An 18,061-nucleotide genomic window follows, 5' to 3' on the forward strand; every position below is an offset into this window, starting at 1 on the left:
CGTGATCGTCGTGATCACGATCGCGGTGCTGGTCGCGGCCGTCTTCGGATGGTTTCAACTGCGGGATCGCATCTTCGACCAAGGGGTCGAAGCTGCCGACACATGTGTGGAGGGATCGGCGGTGCTCACTGTCGCCGCCGATCCCGACATCTCCGGACCTGTCGAACAACTGGCTTCCCGGTTCAACGACACCGCACCGGTGGTGCGAGATCACTGTGTGACGGTGCAGGTTCGAGCTACCGCCTCCGATGCTGTGCGGACGGCATTGAACGCCGGTATCGACAACTGGGACGTCGGCGCACTCGGTGCTCGGCCGGGCCTGTGGATACCCCAATCGTCGGGTGACGTGGAGGCCGTGACCGACCGCGGAGCAGTCGACGGCACCCCGCGGCCACTGGCGTCGAGTCCGGTAGTGCTCGCAGTGCCGTCTGCCGTGGACGACGCTCTGGCCACGGCAAGTTGGGCCGACCTGGTCCGCCTGCAACGTGATCCGCAGGCATTCGGCCTCGGCGAGTGGGGCGCACTCCGTCTCGCACTACCGACCGGATCCGATTCCGGCGCAACCACACTGGCGCTCGCCGCAATCGCTGCCGGGATACGCGAAGATCCGACCAGCGAATTGACCCTGGAACAGGCCTCGTCCAGAGAAGTGGTCTCGGCCGTGTCGGAGCTGGCCGTTACCGACACCGGAGCCTCCGCGACGTCCGAATCCACCACCTACGACGCGCTCGCGGCGCTGGAGAACGCGCCCGGCTCCGATGCCCCCGTCCACGCGGTCCCGGTCACCGAGCAGCAACTGGCATCGACCGATTCGTCGACGTTGACCGCCGTCGAACCTCAGGGCCCCACTCCCGTTGCCGATCATCCCGCGGCCGTACTCTCCGGCGACGAGACATCGACTCGGGCGGCCGCCGCGTTCGTCGATTTCGTCCGGCAGCCGGACGGTGCGCAATTGCTCACGGATGCGGGCTTCGGCGTCGGCGAGACCCAGGACGCCGATGCCCTCGCTGCGCCCTCCGGATCGGTGGCCGACGCACTGCTGGCCGTGCTGCGAAGCCCGGTCCTGCCGCGCCGCGCCACGGTGCTGCTCGACGTATCCGAGTCGATGGGTACGTCCGAAGGCAGCGCGACTCGGCTGCAGAACACGGTTCGAGCTCTCAGCGAGCAGTTCCAGCGAGTGCCCGACGCCACCGAGCTGGGGCTGTGGAGCTTCGGCGAGGATCTGGACAATGCACTCCCCTTCCGGGTCGATGTTCCGACCGGGCCGATGTCGGCCGCGATCGGGCCGACGTCCAGGCGGGCTGCTCTGGATTCCAGCGCGGCCGCGGCGACGCCTGCGGGCGCGTCGTTCACGTTCGCATCCGTACTGGTCGCGTACGCCGATGCTGTGGCCGGATACGTTCCGGGCCGGGTGAATTCGGTGGTCCTCGTCACCGATGGACCGGACGATTCACCCCTGTCCCCCGAAGAACTGCTCACCGACCTGAACTCGGCGTCCGATGCCGCGCGTCCGGTCGCCGTGAACGTGGTGATGATCGGCGACAACCCCGACGCGACTGCGTTCACCGACATCGCGGCCCGTACCGGCGGCACTGCCACGACCGTACCGACGTCCGATTCACCGGAATTCATCGATCTACTCGGAAAGTTGCTGTACTAGAACATGTCTCGTGTAATTTTTGTCGGCGTTTTTCTACTCCTCATCACCCTGTTCCTGCACTGGCGGTTTCTCTCCGTGACCAGGATGCCGACACGTCCCAAACGAGCTGTCGATGCTGCACTGGCACTGCTGTGGCTGGGTGCGGTGATCGGTTTCGGCAGCGGCGTGGAGTTCGATCCGTCCTGGGCACGAGGACCCGCCTTCGTCGGCCTCAGTTGGCTCGCCGTGGTGCTGTACCTGTTCCTGGGAACGATTCTGGTGGCCGTGGTCTGCACCGTCGTGAGAGTGGTGTTCGCGGCTCGTGAACGCGATTCGTCCGCTGTTCGACTGCGGGTGTCGCGGATCGGCTCGGCGGCGGTGGCACTCGTCAGCGTGGTTGCAGTGGGATACGGACTCGTCGAGGCGGCGACTCCGCGTGCGACGAACACCGACGTCGTGCTCGACAGGCTACCGGCCGAATTCGACGGCGTCCGAGTGGCGTTGGTGTCGGATCTCCATGTCGGCCCCTCCCGCGGCGCGGATTTCGTGCAGAAGGTCGTCGATTCGATCAACGCCCAGAATCCCGATGTCGTGCTCCTCGACGGTGATCTCATCGATGGGACGGTTGCTCTGGTGGGAGAAGATCTCGAGCCGCTACGCGATCTCGAAGCGCCGCTGGGTGTGTTCGCCGTCAGCGGCAATCACGAGTTCTACGCGGGCGACGGCGGCGAATGGCTCGACTTCTGGTCGACGCTCGGCATCGACGTGCTGCGCAACGAGCGTACGACGATCACTCGTGGCGACGCTGCCATCGACATCGCCGGCATCAACGACGCCACCGCACCGGCTCCGTACGAACCCGATCTGGCCGCGGCATTGGACGGGATCGATCCTGATCGCTTCGTACTACTGATGGCACATCAGCCGTTGCAGGCGGTGGAGGCATCGGACTTCGGAGTGGACATGCAGGTGTCCGGTCACACGCATGGGGGTCAGATCTGGCCGATCCGTTATCTGGTGCCGCTGCAGCAGCCCAGTGTCCAAGGGCTGGACACGATCGGCAACACCACGCTCTACACCACCCGCGGTGCCGGCGCGTGGGGTCCACCGGTGCGGGTGGCCGCTCCGCCCGAGATCGCGATGCTCGAACTCACCCGGGGCTAGAAGCCTCCGACTCCACCACGCCAGAGCCCGCCACGTCGTCGTGGCGGGCTCTGTTCTCGGCTCAGGCGAACGCCTCGATCGGTGGGCACGAACACACCAGATTGCGGTCTCCGTGGGCACCGTCGATGCGACGCACCGCCGGCCACACCTTCGGACGGTCGTAGCCCGACGGGTAGGCAGCGAGTTCCCGTGAGTACGGGTGATCCCATTCGCCGACCAGACTCCGAGCGGTGTGCGGTGCACCTCGAAGTGGGTTGTCGTCGACCGTCCATTCGCCCGATCCGACGCGATCGATCTCTCCCCTGATGGCGATCATCGCATCGCAGAACGCGTCGATCTCCTCGAGGTTCTCGCTCTCGGTCGGCTCGACCATCAGAGTTCCCGGCACCGGGAAGCTCATCGTGGGCGCGTGGAAGCCGTAGTCCGCCAACCTCTTCGCGACGTCGTCGACGGTGACTCCGGTGTCCTTGGTCAGGCCCCGAAGATCGAGAATGCACTCGTGGGCAACCATGCCGTTGTCGCCGGTGTACAGAACCGGGAAGTACTCGTCGAGGCGACGGGCGATGTAGTTGGCCGACGCGATCGCCGTCAACGTCGCCTGCCGGAGCCCCGTCGCACCCATCATCGCGATGTAGGCCCACGTGATCGTCAGGATCGAGGCGCTGCCGTAGGGGGCACCGGACACCGTCGGTCCCGAACCGAGCTGCGGGGCCAATGGGTGACCCGGCAGGTACGGCTGCAGGTGCGACCGCACACCGATGGGTCCGACACCGGGCCCGCCGCCGCCGTGCGGGATGCAGAACGTCTTGTGCAGGTTCAGGTGGCTGACATCGCCGCCGAATCGGCCCGGGCGCGCCAGACCGACGAGAGCGTTGAGGTTGGCACCGTCGACGTACACCTGACCGCCCGCGTCGTGGACCGCAGCACAGATCTCGGAGATCTCGTGCTCGTAGACGCCGTGGGTGGAGGGGTAGGTAATCATGATCGCCGCGAGGGTGTCGGCGTGCTCGGCGATCTTGGCGCGCAGGTCGTCGACGTCGACGTCACCGTTGGGACGGCAGGCCACCACCACCACGCGCATCCCGACCATCACGGCCGAGGCCGCGTTGGTGCCGTGGGCGCTCGACGGGATCAAGCAGACGGTGCGTTCGGCATCGCCGTTGCCGAGGTGGTAGCGGCGAATGGCGAGCAGCCCCGCGTACTCGCCCTGGCTTCCCGCATTGGGCTGCAGGCTGACCGCGTCGTAGCCGGTGATGTCGACAAGCCACCGTTCCAGGTCGGCGATCACCTTCAGCAGACCGGGCACGTCCGAGGACGGAGCGAAGGGGTGCTGACGGGCGAACTGCGGCCAGGTGATGGACTCCATCTCCGCGGTGGCGTTCAGCTTCATCGTGCACGAACCCAGCGGAATCATGCTGCGATCGAGCGCAATGTCCTTGTCGGACAACGCGCGCAGGTACCGCAGCATGGCCGTCTCGGTGCGGTACCTGGTGAATGCCGGGTGCGTGAGGTACTCCGAGGTTCGAGTCATGTTCGCCGGCAACGACTCGGCCCCGGAACCTGCGGTTTCTGCACCGAACGCGGCGAGCACGTTCGCGATGTGCTCGGGCGTCGTCGCCTCGTCGCACGCGACGGCCACGTGGTCGGCGTCGACGAGCCGCAGATTGATCCCGCGCTGCTTGGCAGCGTCGACGACGGCCTGACCCATACCCGGGACGGACGCCAGGACGGTGTCGAAGAAGTCCGTGTGCACCACCTCGACACCTGCCTCCCGCAGACCTGCCGCCACGGTTCGAGCATGCGCATTCACCCGAGTTGCTATGGCACGCAATCCGTCCGCGCCGTGGTAGCTGGCATACATCGCAGCGACGATGGCCAGCAGGACCTGAGCGGTGCAGATGTTGGAGGTCGCCTTCTCACGGCGGATGTGCTGCTCACGGGTCTGCAGCGCCAGCCGGTAGGCGCGGTGGCCGTCGGCATCGAGCGAGACCCCGACCAATCGACCGGGCAGCTGACGGGAATGACCCGACCGCACTGCGAGGTAGCCGGCGTGCGGTCCGCCGTATCCCATCGGAACACCGAACCGCTGGGTGGTTCCGAAGCAGACGTCTGCGCCGATCTCACCGGGCGGGGTCACCACGGTGGCAGCCAGCAGGTCCACTCCCACTGCAACCAGAGCCCCGCGGTCGTGCGCGGCCTCGATGATCGCCGTGTGATCGACAAGACGGCCCGATGCTCCGGGCAGCTGCGCGAGCACACCGAAGAATTCTCCGTCGGGCAGGCCGTCGGTCAGATCGGCGTAGACCAATTCGATGCCCAGCGGCTCGGCGCGAGTGGCCAACACGGCCTCGGTTTGCGGGAAGATATCGGAATCGACCAGTAGCCGAGGCGACTTCGACGCCCTGTTCGCGCGCCGCATCAAGGTCATGGATTCGGCGGCCGCCGTCGACTCGTCGAGCATCGACGCATTGGCCACGTCCATGCCGGTGAGGTCGGCAACCATGGTCTGGAAGTTGAGCAACGCTTCGAGTCGCCCCTGGCTGATCTCCGGCTGATACGGCGTGTACGCGGTGTACCAGGCCGGGTTCTCCAGAATGCCTCGGGTCAGCACCGGCGGTGTGAGAGTGTCGTAGTAGCCCAGGCCGATCATCGACGTCGCCACGGTGTTCTGCCCGGCGAGGTCGGCCAGTGCTGAGAGCACCTCGTGCTCGCTCAGCGCGGGCGGTAGCGTCGCCAACCCGTCGGGAACGCCGTCGACCACGGTATCGAGGATCGACGAAGGAACGGCCTTGCGGGCCAGCTCGTCGAGACTGTCGACGCCGATGGTGTCGAGGATGCGGACCAACTCGGCGGCGTCGGGGCCGATGTGACGGTCGACGAAAGTGTGTGCGGGCGAGCCGGTTCGGTCGGTCACGATGTGCTCCCAAGACGAGGCGTCGGACGGCCGAGGCATGCGCTCCGGCCGCTCCTCCCCCTCTGTCGTGTGCCCGCTGACGCGTGCGCCTGAGAGATTCGGTCGGACACGGCGCGCCAGTGAAGCGCGCCGGCACCTTTCCCCTTGGGCGGGTGGGTGCTCCCACCACTTTCCAGAGTTGTCGAAGCCCACACGGTCCGTGTGCCTGAGAGATTGACGGGGAGGTATTGCTCCTTCGGCGTCCGAGACTGGATGCCTCGGAACTCTCCCGCGCGGGCGCGACGAAAGAAAGTCTAGCCGGTCTTGCGGCTCGCGCGATTCTTGCGGCGCGACGCCAACTCGTCCTCGGGGCTCGGCTGGCTTTCACCGCCGTCGGCTCGTTCGGCCGGGAAGTCGGCGATGGTGCCGGTGAGCTCGCGCATCGCACCGTTCACGGCAATGCCGAACACACCCTGCCCACCTTGGAGCAGATCGACCACTTCTTCTGCCGACGTGCACTCGTAGACGGTGGTGCCGTCGGAGAACAGCGTGATGTTGGCGAGGTCTCCCACCCCGCGCTGGCGTAGGTGATCGACGGCGACGCGGATGTTCTGCAGTGAGATACCGGTATCGAGCAGCCGCTTGACGATCTTGAGGACGAGCATGTCCTTGAACGAGTACAGCCGCTGGCTTCCCGATCCCGCTGCGCCGCGGATGGACGGGACGACGAGCCCGGTGCGGGCCCAGTAATCGAGCTGACGGTAGGTGATGCCGGCGATCTGGCACGCACTCGGCACGCGGTAGCCCACGAGTTCGTCGGGCACGGAGTCGTCGGGGAACAATCCCGGTTGAATGTCCTGGGGCGATTCGATTCGGGCGCTCGACGCCTGATCGGGGGTGTCGACCCGAGCATCGGCACCGACCGGCGTGTCCTCGGTCCGGCCTGCGGCTTCGGACTCTCGACGGCCGTGATGCTGCTGCGGCTGATCTCCCACTGACTGCTCCCTCTCGGATGTCTCACTGCGTTCGGATCGAGTCAGTACTGCGATCCGTCCGGGACACTGGAAATGCCTCGGTGTACTCGCGTGAAGTCATACCGTGTACCAGGCCAGAGTACGCCTCGGCAGGTATCGAAGAGGCGTGAACCGAACCCGGATCGGTCCAGCGACGGCGATGAACTTCACTGGCACGAACGTTATGGGGACGTTCGTGCAGATTCAACGCAACGCGCCGTAAACCTGAACCTAAAGTTGAGGTTGAGACTCTTCTGTTACCCGTCGGTGGCTTTGAAGTCGTCCGGAGAAACCGAGTCGAGGAACTCCTTGAACTTCTCGACCTCGTCCTCGCGCTCGTCGGGCATGATCAATCCGGCTTCGGCGAGCACGGGCTCCTCGGCGAAGATCGGCACCCCGGCCCGAAGCGCGATGGCAACGGAGTCCGACGGCCGAGCGGAGACCCTGATGTCCTTGTCGAACACCAGATCGGCGTAGAAGGTGCCCTCCTGCAGGTCGACGATGCGCACCTCCTTGAGCTGGTGCCCGAGCGCCGAGATCAGATTCTTGACGAGATCGTGGGTGAGCGGACGGGCCGGCTGCACACCCTGCTGCTCCAAAGCAATTGCGGCAGCCTCGGTTTGGCCGATCCAGATCGGGAGGTACCGGTCGCCGTCAGCCTCACGCAGCAGCAACACGGGCTGGTTCTGCGGCTGTTCGACACGAATACCGACCACACGCATCTCACTCATCGTGACTGCCTCTCACCTCGAGAAATTCCGGGCTGCACTGAAAACTTGCTCAGCTCGTCGCTGCCGAGTCTATTAGAAGTCGAAACGACGCGAGCGAGCGTCACCGGTCGAGTGCACCGCGCACCGCGGCTTTGACCAGGCAGGTGTGCAAGGTCAAGGACAGTGCAGCCAATTCGCGAATCATTTCTTCTGCGCGATCGCGTGCACCGGCGTCTCGGCCCTTGGCCACAGGTCCGGCAATCTGCGCTACCAGACCGGCCTCGCGGTCCGCCGCGAGCTTGAAGGCGCGGAGGTGGCGCACCTCGAGACCGAACTGCAACATCGCGTGCGCCGTCCGGGCGAGCGTCACCGCTCCGTCGTCGTAGAAACCGGCCTGCCCCGGAGTGATCAAGCCGGCTCGCAACAGCTCGGTCAGAAACGCATCGTCGATCCCCGCCTGAGCGAGTAGATCTGCCTTGGCGATGCGAACCTCACGATCAGGCAGGAACTCCTCCGGAGAGACCTCACCCGCGGCAACTGTCAGCGACCGCGGACGCTTGACCGACGCATCGGCCCGTTCGACGGTCGCGACCCCGTGGTCGATGGCTTCGAGTTGTTCCTTGATCACCTTGAGCGGCAGGTACTGATCGCGCTGCGCGGTCAGCACGAAGCGCAGACGCTCGCAATCGGCGATGGAGAACCGCCGGTACCCCGACGGTGTGCGTTCCGGCGAGATCAGCCCCTCGGCTTCGAGAAATCTGATCTTCGAGATGGTGACATCAGGAAAGTCGGGCCGAAGTCGATCGAGGACGGAGCCAATCGACATCCCCCCGTTGGACTGCTGCCCGACGGCGGTCACTGGCTTCCTGCACCCGCAGACGCGTCGCCGACCTGAGATCCGTTGCCGCCCCGCGGTCCGGTGAGGAACACCAGCCGGAACTTGCCGATCTGGACCTCGTCGCCGTTGGCCAACACAGCGGAGTCGACCGGCTCCCGGTTGACGTACGTGCCGTTGAGGCTGCCGACGTCGACGACCTGGAAGTCGTCCTCGTCCTGCCGGAACTCGGCATGCCGACGGCTGACGGTGACATCGTCGAGGAAGATGTCACTGTCGGGGTGCCGACCGGCCGAGGTGGTGGGCTGGTCGAGCAGGAACCGTGATCCGGCGTTGGGTCCTCGCTTGACGACGAGCAGCGCGGCACCGACAGGCAACCCCTCGACACCCGATACCGGAGCTTCGGTGCTCTGGGCGGCCGCGGAGTTGTCCAGCTCCTGCAGGAAATCTGCACGGAAGACCGAGGTGGTCTCTGCCGGTGACTCCCCGTAGTTGCTGTCGTTGTCGTTCTGGCTCACCGTTACTCCTTCTCAGTCCGTTCACCCGGGGCAGAGAACGCCGCGGGTAACGCAGTACATGGTCTTCACATCAGGTGTTGCTTGGCGTTCGGTGTTGCGTAGCTTCGTACAGCTTGCTGGACCTTCGCCCCGACAGGGTATTCGCTCGGTGTCGACCGTACCCTGCGCAGTGGTGGCCGTGTGGCCTGTTGGCTGGTGTCGACAGCCGGCCGATCACTCGGCCGTGATGAGAGCATATCCGGCGGCATCGAGCATCTGCGCCAGTGCCGCGTCCAACTCCTCCGGTGTCGAAACCTCGAGGTCGATCAGCCAGCCTCCGGTGTAGGGTCCCGAGTTCACCTTCTCCGGTTCGCCGTCCAGATCCTCGTTCACGGCAACCACTTTCGCGGTCAGAGGGCTGAACACGTCGGACACGCTCTTGGTGGATTCGACCTCGCCGAGAGACGCGCCCGCGGTCACGGTGTCGCCGATCGAGGGAAGTTGAACGAACACCACGTCGCCCAACTGCGCCTGCGCGAAATCGGTGATACCGATTCGCACCGTTGCAGGCCCCGTGCGCTGCACCCACTCGTGCTCGGGGGTGTAGTACAGATCAGCTGGTGTGTCGATGTCGCTCAACGCGGCATTCCCTTCGATCGTGGCCCGGGGCGAGCGGGCGGTCAGTTACCGGGCTGAGCGTATTGACGCGGGCGCGGGTCCCGCAAGGCGGACACCGTGACCTGGTCCGACTGCGCGATGTTCGACGTCGCACCGTTGCGAGTCACCGTGTCGACGACCCCGCCGGGAATGTTCAGTGCCGACGCGAGAGTCGGCGAATCCCCGATGGCAGTGAAGGTGTACGGGGCACGCAGTTCTCTACCGTCGACCACGATCCGACCCGCGGAACCGGCGATCCACGAATCGACGCCGATGCGCACGGCATTTCCGCCGCCCTCGAGCTGGAGCGCTTCGGCACCTGCTGCACGCAACTCCTGCATGGCGTCGAGCAGCACCTCCGATCCCACGCCCGAGTTCGGGTCCTCGATCACCAGTGTCACCCCCGGCCCCTGTGCCGCGACGGTACCGACTTGAATCGACAACGCGGACAATCGTTCCTGCGCTTCCGCCACCGCCGCCTCCGATCCCGATCCGGACTGACGCAGCGTCGCCAGAGTGGCCTGCAGGGTGCTGATCTCGTCCCGGATCGACGCCTCGCGTCGGGTCAGGGTGTCCAGCACGACCAGCAGGTCCTCGGGCCGAGAGTTCTCCAGGCCGTCGGTGGTGCTCGTCTCTCGTACCTGCGTGGCCAGGCCGATTCCCAGGACGCACAACAGCGCGAGCGCGAGAACACCGAATGCCGCTCCGCGCCTTCGTCCCTGTGCACCGGGACGTCGCGCGCGCCATCCGTGCCGACCGCCGCCTGCCGTCATGATCTAGGCACCGAACAGACGCCTGCGCAGGGCGGCGGCGTTGCCGAAGATACGGATTCCGAGGACCACGACGATTGCCGTGGACAGCTGAGTTCCCACTCCGAGCTGATCGCCGAGCCACACGATCAGAGCCGCGACGAGGACGTTGAAGACGAACGAGATCACGAACACCTTGGCGTCGAAGATTCCGTCGAGGAAAGCCCGTACACCGCCGAACACCGCGTCGATCGCCGCGACGACGGCAATCGGCAGATAGGGCGCAACCACGGCGGGAACCTGCGGCCCTGCAACCGTCCCGATGACGACTCCGACGATCAGAGCGGCGATCGCGGCAAGAGCGTAGACCCCGTGGGTGGGGGTGATCGGCGAGTCGGACGGTTCGTGCACGTCGGACTCCGCCGGGTGGGCACTCGGTGGATCGTGCTCCGTCATCGTCGGCCTACCTCCTCTGCCACGAACGACTCTCTCACAGCGGCGGGACCGAGTTCGAGATCGGTTGCCGGGCGTACCGTGAATCCGACGCCGTACAACTGCGCCACCGTGCTCATTCGCAGATAGGCGTCGCTGACGACGAACTGGACCTGGATGCGTTGGGGCGGCCCTATCGCGTCGATGGCGTAGGGCGAGTCGATCGGGCGATTGTCCAGCAGCATTGCCCCGCCTGCCTGCCGGATGGTCACGTTGGGTCCGACGCGAATACCGTCGACCGACACCGCCTCGGCACCGCTCGCCCACAACGAATTGACGATCGCAGCGATGTCTCGATCCAGCACGGCTGCGCCCGAACCCCCACGAATCGACCGATCCGACGTGGCGTCCTCGGCCACCGGCTCGGTGACGACGACCGAGAGCCCGGGGCCGGTCACCGAATCGATGCCGGCGGCGGATTCGACAGCACTCAACCGGTCCAGCAGGGCACTGCCCGAGACATCGGACTGCAGAGCTCTGTCACGCTCCGAGGACACCTGCTCGACCAGTGCCTGTTGTGTCGCTTCCAATTCGGCGCTGCGATCCTGCGCGGCGCGGACAGCAGCGGACGCATCGGAACCCGCACGGTCCACATCGGCGCCGCCGGAAGCCAGCTGCGAGAACGCGATACCGAAGATCACCCCGACGACGACCGCACCGGCCAACAACCAGAGCGCGGCAGGTACCCGCGGCTTGCGGGTGTGCTGCGCAGTTCGTTCGGCAGCCGCCGCGCCGTATCCCGGATCCAGATGGTCGGTCAACAAGGACGTCAGCAACGACGGGACGGGATTCCTCCTGACCTGTTTCTCCGGTCGTTCCGCAGGCTCCACCGTCAGGTGCCGGCCACAGTCGGCTCGACTGCCCTGGCGACGGCGATCGCCTTGCCGAGGTACAGCAGACCGGTCCAGATGTACAACGCGGTGCCCCAGATCAGCAACGCGTATCCGAGCGGTCCTGCGGCATCGGCCACCGAATTGCTGCCGGCAGAGACCAGGAGGACCGGCAGCGCGATCATCACCACGAAGGTCGCGGCCTTACCGAGATAGATGACGTCCGGAGGCGGGAGGGATCTGCGGCGATAGACGAACATCGTCAATCCGAGTACGGCATCGCGACCGATGAGTATCGCGGCAACCCACCACGGAATGATGCCGCGCAGCACGAACGCCACCAGGGTGCTGACCACGTAGAGCCGATCGACCAACGGATCGAGAACTGCACCCAGCTTCGATGCCTGACCGAGCATGCGAGCGAGTTTGCCGTCGAGCCAATCGGTTCCACCGCTGACCAGCAGGAGCACCAGCGCCCAACCGTCGGCCTCGGGGCCGAGCATGAGGTAGAGAAACAGCGGAACACCCAACAGCCGGATTGCGCTGAGAAGGTTGGGAATGGTCGCGATGCGATCCGATACCTCGAGCTCACGGTCGTTCGTCATCGGCGATCACCTCCTTCTCGTGCCGCTTGTCTCGCTCTGCCCGCTCGGGCTTGCGGCCACGTTAGCGCCACGCGAACACCGGCTGCTCGAAGTCCGCGACTCGGGTGTGTCGACCATGCAGTGCCACTTCACGGAACTGATGGACGATCGCGCCGGTCGGAGCATGGATGGCACCCGTTCGGTACGGCCACCGGATAACCGGACGCGTCGATTCGGGAATCGACACGAATTGGGCGTCGACGTCGAGTTCGTCGACCGTCACCTCGAACACTTCGGCCACCTCGTCCTCGCTGGGCAGCAACGTGGACGAGTAGTCGCCGACCCACACCACGAACGGAGTGATGACGTACCCGGATCGGGTGACGTAGTCGTCCAACCTACCGAGCACGTCGGTCTCGTCGGCGCGAATCCCCAACTCCTCGGCCAATTCCCGCAGACAGGCCTGCATCCGGGACTCGCCCGGGTCCACACCTCCGCCGGGCAACGCGTATTGGCCCGGATGTGCGCGCAACCGATCCGGCCTCCTCGTCAGAAGCATGCGCCTGCCCCCCGGCGGTCCACCGACCGCAACGGCAACGGCGGCGGCGCGGAGTCCGTCCGTTTCGGCGGTGCGGTGGCAGAAGCGGGCGAGTTCGCGCGCGACGGAGGCACGATCGAGCAGGTCCTCGTTCGGCCTGTCGGAATTGTCGACGGTCACAGCACAAACCCTAGAGGCCGGGCAGGATCAGCGGGTGTCGGCAGGACGGGCAGCGGGGGGAAGCATGTCGTCCGGCGATGCCGGCCAGCCGAGTGGCTCGTCGGCCAGAGCGGTCAACTGCTCCACCTGCGTTCGGCACCAGGGTGATACGTCGATGGCGCCGCCCAGCACTCCCGCGGAGAACTCACGCCACGACACCCATCGAGTCTCCTCCACCTCGGCCGGATCGGGATCGAGTGTCGCGTGCTCGTCGACTCTCACGCGGTACACGGGACATATCTCGTTCTCCACGATTCCGTTGTCCATGACGGCCCGGTATCGGAAGTGCGGCAGTACCAACTCGGCGGATTCCGCACGCAGGCCCAGTTCTTCACCGATTCGGCGCAGTACGGCGTCGTCGAGCTTCTCACCGGGAGCCGGGTGGCCACAGCACGTGTTGGTCAGCACCCCTGGCCAGGTCGTCTTGCTCGACGCCCTGCGCGTGAGAAGAACAGCGCCGTCCGCTCTCACCACGTAGCTGGAAAATGCCAGGTGAAGTGGCGTGTCCTGCGTGTGGACGGTGGTCTTGTCATGCGTACCGACGGCGCGGCCTTCGTCGTCCAGCAGCACCACGTGCTGCGCTCGGGATCGATCCATCGTTCCATCGTCCCACGGCCTGCGCGGCGGTCTACTGTCGAACCATGGGACGTGACGAGAACACCGACAACGAGAACCCGACAGAGCCCGAGAAGACATCGGACACGCCGAAGGGCGGCCGACCAGGACCGGTGGACGGCGGCGGCGGAGGCGGAATGGCGACCCGGGAGAACGCACCCGAGATCGCCGAGGACTCTGCCTGAGATTCGCCACACCACCGCTGTTTGAGAAACAGAGTTTGCGTCAATACCTCCGATGTTCTCGCGCTGCGCGGGTACACGAACCTCCACGACCGGAAGGACTTCGATGAGCATCAACGACGACGACATCACCACCACGGGCGGAGCCGCAGGCGAAGGACCCGCCGACGGCGGATCGAACCCCGGTGGCCATGACGGCGGAGCAGACGGCCCCGCCGGAGCCGGTGAAGGACCCGCCGACGGTGGATCCAACCCCGACGGTCACGACGGCGGAGCAGACGGCCCCGCCGGAGCGGGCGAGGGCCCGGCCGACGGTGGATCGAACCCCAACGGACACGACGGCGGTGCGGACGGTACCGCTTGAGCACTGAGTCGAGCGGCGAGCGCGGATCGGATAATCGGTCCGCGCTCCGTCGTCTCACCGGTACCGACTTCAGGACGTTCGCGGACCGGTTCTGGGGTACAGCTCCCAAACTGACCCGATCCGCCGAGCTGTCGGACTCGTTCGACGATCTGATGACACTCGACGCGGTCGACGAGCTGATCTCCGAACGCGGAGTACGCACTCCCTTCGTGCGGATGGCCAAAGACGGTCGGTTGCTGGACAAGTCGCAGTTCACGTCGTCCGGCGGGTTCGGTGCCGAGGTAACGGACCAGGTCGAATCCGCAGCGGTGCTGGCAGCCTTCGCGGCCGGAAACACGCTGGTACTTCAGGGCCTGCATCGACTGTGGCCGCCGCTGATTCATTTCGTCGGTGATCTCGTTCGCGAGCTGGGCCACCCCGTGCAAGTGAACTCGTATGTGACACCGGCCGCATCGCAAGGCTTTTCACCGCACTACGACGTACACGATGTGTTCGTCGTGCAGATCGCGGGCACCAAGCGGTGGAGCATTCACTCTCCGGTGCACGTGCATCCGCTCAACAATCAACCGTGGTCGGACCGACGGTCGGCCGTCGAGGACCACGCATCGAACACTCCCGAACTGGACGTTGTCCTCGAGCCCGGCGATGTGCTCTACCTGCCGCGCGGGTGGATCCACTCGGCGCAAGCGCTCGGTGACACAACCGTGCACCTGACCATCGGCGTGGCGTCGTACAACGACTACGACGTCGCCCACCACGTGCTGAAGTCGCTGGGCGACGTCGAGAGTCTGCGCGCTCCCCTTCCCGCCGGCCTCGACCACTCCGACTCGGAGTCCATCGCTGCGCATGTACACCGAGTCGTGGACGCCATGCGCGCCGCGCTCGACGAGATCGACCGAGACCCCGACGCGATACGTCGATTGGCCGAACGCGTCGCTGATCGTCACGACGAGCTTGTCCGACCGGAACCGGTGCGCCCACTGGCAAGCGTCGCTGCGATGGGAGCGTTGCGGGGCGAGGATTCGATCCGACTACGGCCCGGCGTGTTCGCCCGTGTCGTGCGATCTGCCCACGCAGTGTCCGTGGTCGTGCGCACCAAGACCGTGACGATGCCGCCCCAGTGCGCAGACGCTCTCGACCTGCTGAACCAGGGCGCACCGTGCCGCCTCGATGCCCTGCCCGGACTCGACACCGACGACGCGTTGGTGGTTGCGCGCAGACTGATCCGCGAGGGCATCGCCGTGCCGGCCGAACGATAGCCGTCAGGTGATCGTGATTCCACCGTCCACCGCGATGGTCTGACCCGTCACGTATCCCCCGGCGTCCGAGGCGAGCCAGATGGCAGTTGCGGCCAGTTCTTCGGGATCGCCTTTGCGTCCGAGGATCATTCGCGGAGCCATCGAGTCGAGGTATCCCGGCTGGTACGAGTCCGTCATCTCGCTCTGGAAGAAACCTGGCGCAATGGCGTTGACTCTGATGCCTTTTCGCGCGCCCCACTGCTGCGCCAGATCGCGGGTGAGGCCGATGATCGCTGCCTTGCTCGCGCTGTAGGCCGCCTGCGGAAGGCCTGCGGTGGTCAGCCCCAGAATGCTGGAGATGTTCACGATCGAACTGCCGGGTGCCATCACCCGTCCGCAGGCCTGCGCTGCCCAGTACGACCCGTTCAAGTTGATGTCGATCACCGAGCGGAACTGCTCGGGTGTCTCACGGGTTGCGGGGTAGGCCGTGCCTACCCCGGCGTTGTTGATCAGAATGTCCACTTTTCCGAACTCCTTGACCGCGGCCTCGACCATCGCGGTGCACTGGTCCGGGTCCACCACGTCGGTGGCGACCGTGATCGAACGCCCTCCGACGCTGTCGATCAACTCTGCGGTCTGCGCCAACTTGTCCACTCGTCGTGCGGCGAGCACCACGTCCGCTCCTGCCTCGGCGGCTGCCTTGGCGAATGCCACGCCCAGTCCGGAGGATGCACCGGTGACAATGACGACGCGTCCGTCCAGGCGAAATTTTTCCAAGATCGACATGTTCGATGAATCTCCTTGTTTTCGACTCAGAACCAAGCGGGTGACATATCGAGGGTGGTGCGGTCCAGTCTCGCCAACAGATCGAGCTGCACGTCCACCTTCGGCAGTTCGTAGACGTAGAAGTATTTAGCTGCAGAACGCTTTCCGTCGTAGAAGTCTCCGGTTTTCGTGCCGACCGCCAGCAACTGCTCGAGCCACATCCAGGCGATGACAGTGTGCCCCATCGCTTCGAGGTAGGCCGTGGAGTTCGCCAGCGCCACGGCGGCGTCGCCGGTACCCCACACTGCCGCGGTGACCTCGACGATTCTGTCGAAGCGCGCGTGCAGTTCGGCGGCGTATCGAGCAGCGTCACCGCCTGCTGCGTGGGCCCGCTCCACCGTCTCCGCGACGTGTTCGGCCAGCAGAGCCAATCCCGCGCCGCCCTGCATGATCACCTTGCGCCCGAGCAGATCCAATCCCTGAATGCCGTGTGTGCCTTCATGAATCGGGTTGAGGCGATTGTCGCGGTAGTGCTGCTCGACGTCGTAGTCGCGGGTGTATCCGTAGCCGCCGTGCACCTGAATGGCCAGGCTGTTGGCTTCGAGGCACCACTGAGACGGCCAGCTCTTGGCGATGGGGGTCAGTACGTCGAGCAACAGTGTCGATCGTGCTGCTTCGGCATCGTCGGATGCCGAATCCTGATGGTCGACCAGACGCGAACAATAGAGTCCCAGGGCCAGCGCGCCTTCGACGTACGACTTCTGCGCCAACAACATTCGACGAACGTCGGCGTGTTCGATCAGCGCGACAGGGGGTGCTGCCGGATCTTTCGCGCCGAGCGGTCGTCCCTGAGTACGCGTCTTCGCGTACTCGACCGACTTCAGGTAACCGACGTACCCGAGCGCGATGGCCAGGAATCCGACGCCGATCCGGGCCTCGTTCATCATGTGGAACATGTACGACAAACCGCGGTTCTCCTCGGCGACGAGGTAGCCGACAGCTCCGGATTGCCCACCGGGAGAGTGGGTTCCGTCGCCGAACGCCAGCAGGGTATTGGTGGTACCGCGGTTGCCCATCTTGTGATTGAGGCCGGTCAGCACGATGTCGTTGCGCTCGCCCGTACCGCCGTCGCCGTTCGGGAGGAATTTGGGAACGATGAACAGGGAGATTCCCTTGACTCCTGGCGGTCCTCCCGGGGTCTTGGCGAGCACCAGGTGGACGATGTTCTCGGTGAGTTCGTGATCTCCACCCGAAATCCACATCTTGGTACCGGTGATGCGGAAGCTACCGTCGTCCTGCGGCACTGCCTTCGTCGTGATGTCCGCCAGTGACGATCCGGCCTGCGGTTCCGACAGACACATGGTTCCGAACCAGCGCCCTTCCAGCATGGGCCGGACATAATCTTGCACCTGATCCGGCGTGCCGTACGTCGCGATCAGGTTGGCGTTGGCCATGGTGAGGAAAGGGTACGAGGAGGTCCCGGCGTTGGCGGCCTGGAAGAACGCCATCGCTGCCCGAGAGACGGTCGCAGGCAGTTGCATCCCGCCTATCGACTCGTCGAACTGCCCGGCGATCAGACCCGCGGACGCATAGACATCGAGCGCTTCCTTGACTTCGGGTATCAGCTCGACCGAACCGTCCGCATTCATCGTCGGCTCCTGCGCATCCGCTTTCTTGTTGTGCGGCGCGAAGTGCTTGCGGGCGATGTCCGCACTGAGGTCGAGGACCGCGTCGAAGGTCTCCTTCGAGTGCTCCGAGAAGCGCGGTCGAGCTGTCAGTGCCGCCACGTCCAGCCATTCGTACAGCAGAAAATCCAGGTCGCGTCGCGAGAGGACGTCCGACATTCACTTCTCCGATCGCGAGGGGTGACACGTGCGCGCGACGGTGACTAGCACTGTGACGCACATGACTGTGGTTTCACCATACAAGTCTCGATCTCCCGCTTTCACCGAGTACCCACGGGAGCTGCCACCCCAAATCAGCGTCGCCGATCCGGGCCCCAAAAGTGCAGTGAGCCAGACTTTTACGACTTATCGGACTATGAGGAGCGTCACGATTGGCGAGAGGCCCGACGGCA

The 18,061-nt window shown here is 65.3% G+C and carries 19 protein-coding genes and 1 riboswitch; of the genes, 5 read left to right on the forward strand and 14 right to left on the reverse strand.

Going from position 1 to position 18,061, the window contains the following annotated elements; all coding sequences use genetic code 11:
* Window position 1: 1 nt before the first annotated feature.
* Window positions 2–1,660: a substrate-binding and VWA domain-containing protein gene (locus AB0362_RS03510; protein WP_317785038.1), complete on the forward strand. Its 1,659-nt coding sequence runs from the start codon at window positions 2–4 to the stop codon at window positions 1,658–1,660.
* Window positions 1,661–1,663: 3 nt separating this feature from the next.
* Window positions 1,664–2,803 carry a metallophosphoesterase gene (locus tag AB0362_RS03515; RefSeq protein ID WP_269594064.1) on the forward strand — a complete coding sequence of 380 codons (1,140 nt, stop codon included), beginning with the start codon at window positions 1,664–1,666 and terminating at the stop codon, window positions 2,801–2,803.
* Window positions 2,804–2,864: 61 nt separating this feature from the next.
* Here AB0362_RS03515 and gcvP read toward each other — a convergent pair whose 3' ends face one another.
* From gcvP to idi, 12 genes are all read right to left on the reverse strand, one after another.
* A complete protein-coding gene (gcvP, locus tag AB0362_RS03520) occupies window positions 2,865–5,756 on the reverse strand; it encodes an aminomethyl-transferring glycine dehydrogenase (protein WP_366234803.1) in 2,892 nt (963 codons plus the stop codon).
* A gap of 144 nt (window positions 5,757–5,900) precedes the next feature.
* Window positions 5,901–5,998, reverse strand: a riboswitch (glycine riboswitch).
* A 12-nt stretch (window positions 5,999–6,010) separates the two neighbouring features.
* Window positions 6,011–6,568 carry a MerR family transcriptional regulator gene (locus AB0362_RS03525; RefSeq protein WP_094642346.1) on the reverse strand — a complete coding sequence of 186 codons (558 nt, stop codon included), beginning with the start codon at window positions 6,566–6,568 and terminating at the stop codon, window positions 6,011–6,013.
* A 398-nt stretch (window positions 6,569–6,966) separates the two neighbouring features.
* Complete coding sequence (locus tag AB0362_RS03530) at window positions 6,967–7,440, reverse strand: bifunctional nuclease family protein (protein WP_149405724.1); 474 nt, start codon at window positions 7,438–7,440, stop codon at window positions 6,967–6,969.
* Between the two features lie 100 nt (window positions 7,441–7,540).
* Window positions 7,541–8,278, reverse strand: coding sequence for a MerR family transcriptional regulator (locus AB0362_RS03535; protein ID WP_037189245.1), 738 nt, complete (start codon window positions 8,276–8,278; stop codon window positions 7,541–7,543).
* Window positions 8,275–8,772, reverse strand: a complete 498-nt coding sequence (locus tag AB0362_RS03540) for an FHA domain-containing protein (RefSeq protein WP_032377955.1) — start codon at window positions 8,770–8,772, stop codon at window positions 8,275–8,277. The genes AB0362_RS03535 and AB0362_RS03540 overlap by 4 nt, the downstream gene beginning before the upstream one ends.
* 213 nt (window positions 8,773–8,985) lie before the next feature.
* The gene (gene gcvH / locus AB0362_RS03545; protein WP_068047421.1) at window positions 8,986–9,390 is read right to left on the reverse strand and encodes a glycine cleavage system protein GcvH; all 405 of its coding nucleotides are present in this window, start codon (window positions 9,388–9,390) and stop codon (window positions 8,986–8,988) included.
* A gap of 41 nt (window positions 9,391–9,431) precedes the next feature.
* Window positions 9,432–10,181: a DUF881 domain-containing protein gene (locus AB0362_RS03550; protein ID WP_269594061.1), complete on the reverse strand. Its 750-nt coding sequence runs from the start codon at window positions 10,179–10,181 to the stop codon at window positions 9,432–9,434.
* A 3-nt stretch (window positions 10,182–10,184) separates the two neighbouring features.
* The gene (locus AB0362_RS03555) at window positions 10,185–10,613 is read right to left on the reverse strand and encodes a DUF1290 domain-containing protein (protein ID WP_149405722.1); all 429 of its coding nucleotides are present in this window, start codon (window positions 10,611–10,613) and stop codon (window positions 10,185–10,187) included.
* Window positions 10,610–11,425 (reverse strand): DUF881 domain-containing protein, encoded by an 816-nt coding sequence (locus AB0362_RS03560; protein WP_317785035.1) that lies wholly within the window; start codon window positions 11,423–11,425, stop codon window positions 10,610–10,612. The genes AB0362_RS03555 and AB0362_RS03560 overlap by 4 nt, the downstream gene beginning before the upstream one ends.
* A gap of 56 nt (window positions 11,426–11,481) precedes the next feature.
* The gene (locus AB0362_RS03565; protein ID WP_149405720.1) at window positions 11,482–12,084 is read right to left on the reverse strand and encodes a CDP-alcohol phosphatidyltransferase family protein; all 603 of its coding nucleotides are present in this window, start codon (window positions 12,082–12,084) and stop codon (window positions 11,482–11,484) included.
* A gap of 61 nt (window positions 12,085–12,145) precedes the next feature.
* Window positions 12,146–12,781 carry a CoA pyrophosphatase gene (locus AB0362_RS03570; protein ID WP_366234804.1) on the reverse strand — a complete coding sequence of 212 codons (636 nt, stop codon included), beginning with the start codon at window positions 12,779–12,781 and terminating at the stop codon, window positions 12,146–12,148.
* A gap of 27 nt (window positions 12,782–12,808) precedes the next feature.
* The gene (idi, locus tag AB0362_RS03575; RefSeq protein WP_317785033.1) at window positions 12,809–13,417 is read right to left on the reverse strand and encodes an isopentenyl-diphosphate Delta-isomerase; all 609 of its coding nucleotides are present in this window, start codon (window positions 13,415–13,417) and stop codon (window positions 12,809–12,811) included.
* A gap of 44 nt (window positions 13,418–13,461) precedes the next feature.
* On the opposite strand from idi, the gene AB0362_RS03580 reads away from it, so the two are divergent.
* From AB0362_RS03580 to AB0362_RS03590, 3 genes are all read left to right on the forward strand, one after another.
* Window positions 13,462–13,620, forward strand: a complete 159-nt coding sequence (locus AB0362_RS03580) for a hypothetical protein (RefSeq protein ID WP_317785032.1) — start codon at window positions 13,462–13,464, stop codon at window positions 13,618–13,620.
* Window positions 13,621–13,723: 103 nt separating this feature from the next.
* Window positions 13,724–13,981, forward strand: coding sequence for a hypothetical protein (locus AB0362_RS03585; RefSeq protein WP_032398144.1), 258 nt, complete (start codon window positions 13,724–13,726; stop codon window positions 13,979–13,981).
* Window positions 13,978–15,240 (forward strand): cupin domain-containing protein, encoded by a 1,263-nt coding sequence (locus AB0362_RS03590; RefSeq protein WP_366234805.1) that lies wholly within the window; start codon window positions 13,978–13,980, stop codon window positions 15,238–15,240. The genes AB0362_RS03585 and AB0362_RS03590 overlap by 4 nt, the downstream gene beginning before the upstream one ends.
* Before the next feature lie 3 nt (window positions 15,241–15,243).
* On the opposite strand, the gene AB0362_RS03595 is transcribed toward AB0362_RS03590, so the two are convergent.
* Both AB0362_RS03595 and AB0362_RS03600 read right to left on the reverse strand, forming a co-directional pair.
* The gene (locus AB0362_RS03595; RefSeq protein WP_149405717.1) at window positions 15,244–16,005 is read right to left on the reverse strand and encodes a glucose 1-dehydrogenase; all 762 of its coding nucleotides are present in this window, start codon (window positions 16,003–16,005) and stop codon (window positions 15,244–15,246) included.
* A gap of 26 nt (window positions 16,006–16,031) precedes the next feature.
* Entirely contained in the window at window positions 16,032–17,828 is a 1,797-nt protein-coding gene (locus tag AB0362_RS03600; protein WP_366234806.1) for an acyl-CoA dehydrogenase, read from the reverse strand.
* Between the last annotated feature and the right edge of the window lie 233 nt (window positions 17,829–18,061).

Origin of the sequence: Rhodococcus sp. NPDC079359 (genome assembly GCF_040702585.1) — a bacterium.
Taxonomy (GTDB): Bacteria; Actinomycetota; Actinomycetes; order Mycobacteriales; family Mycobacteriaceae; genus Rhodococcoides.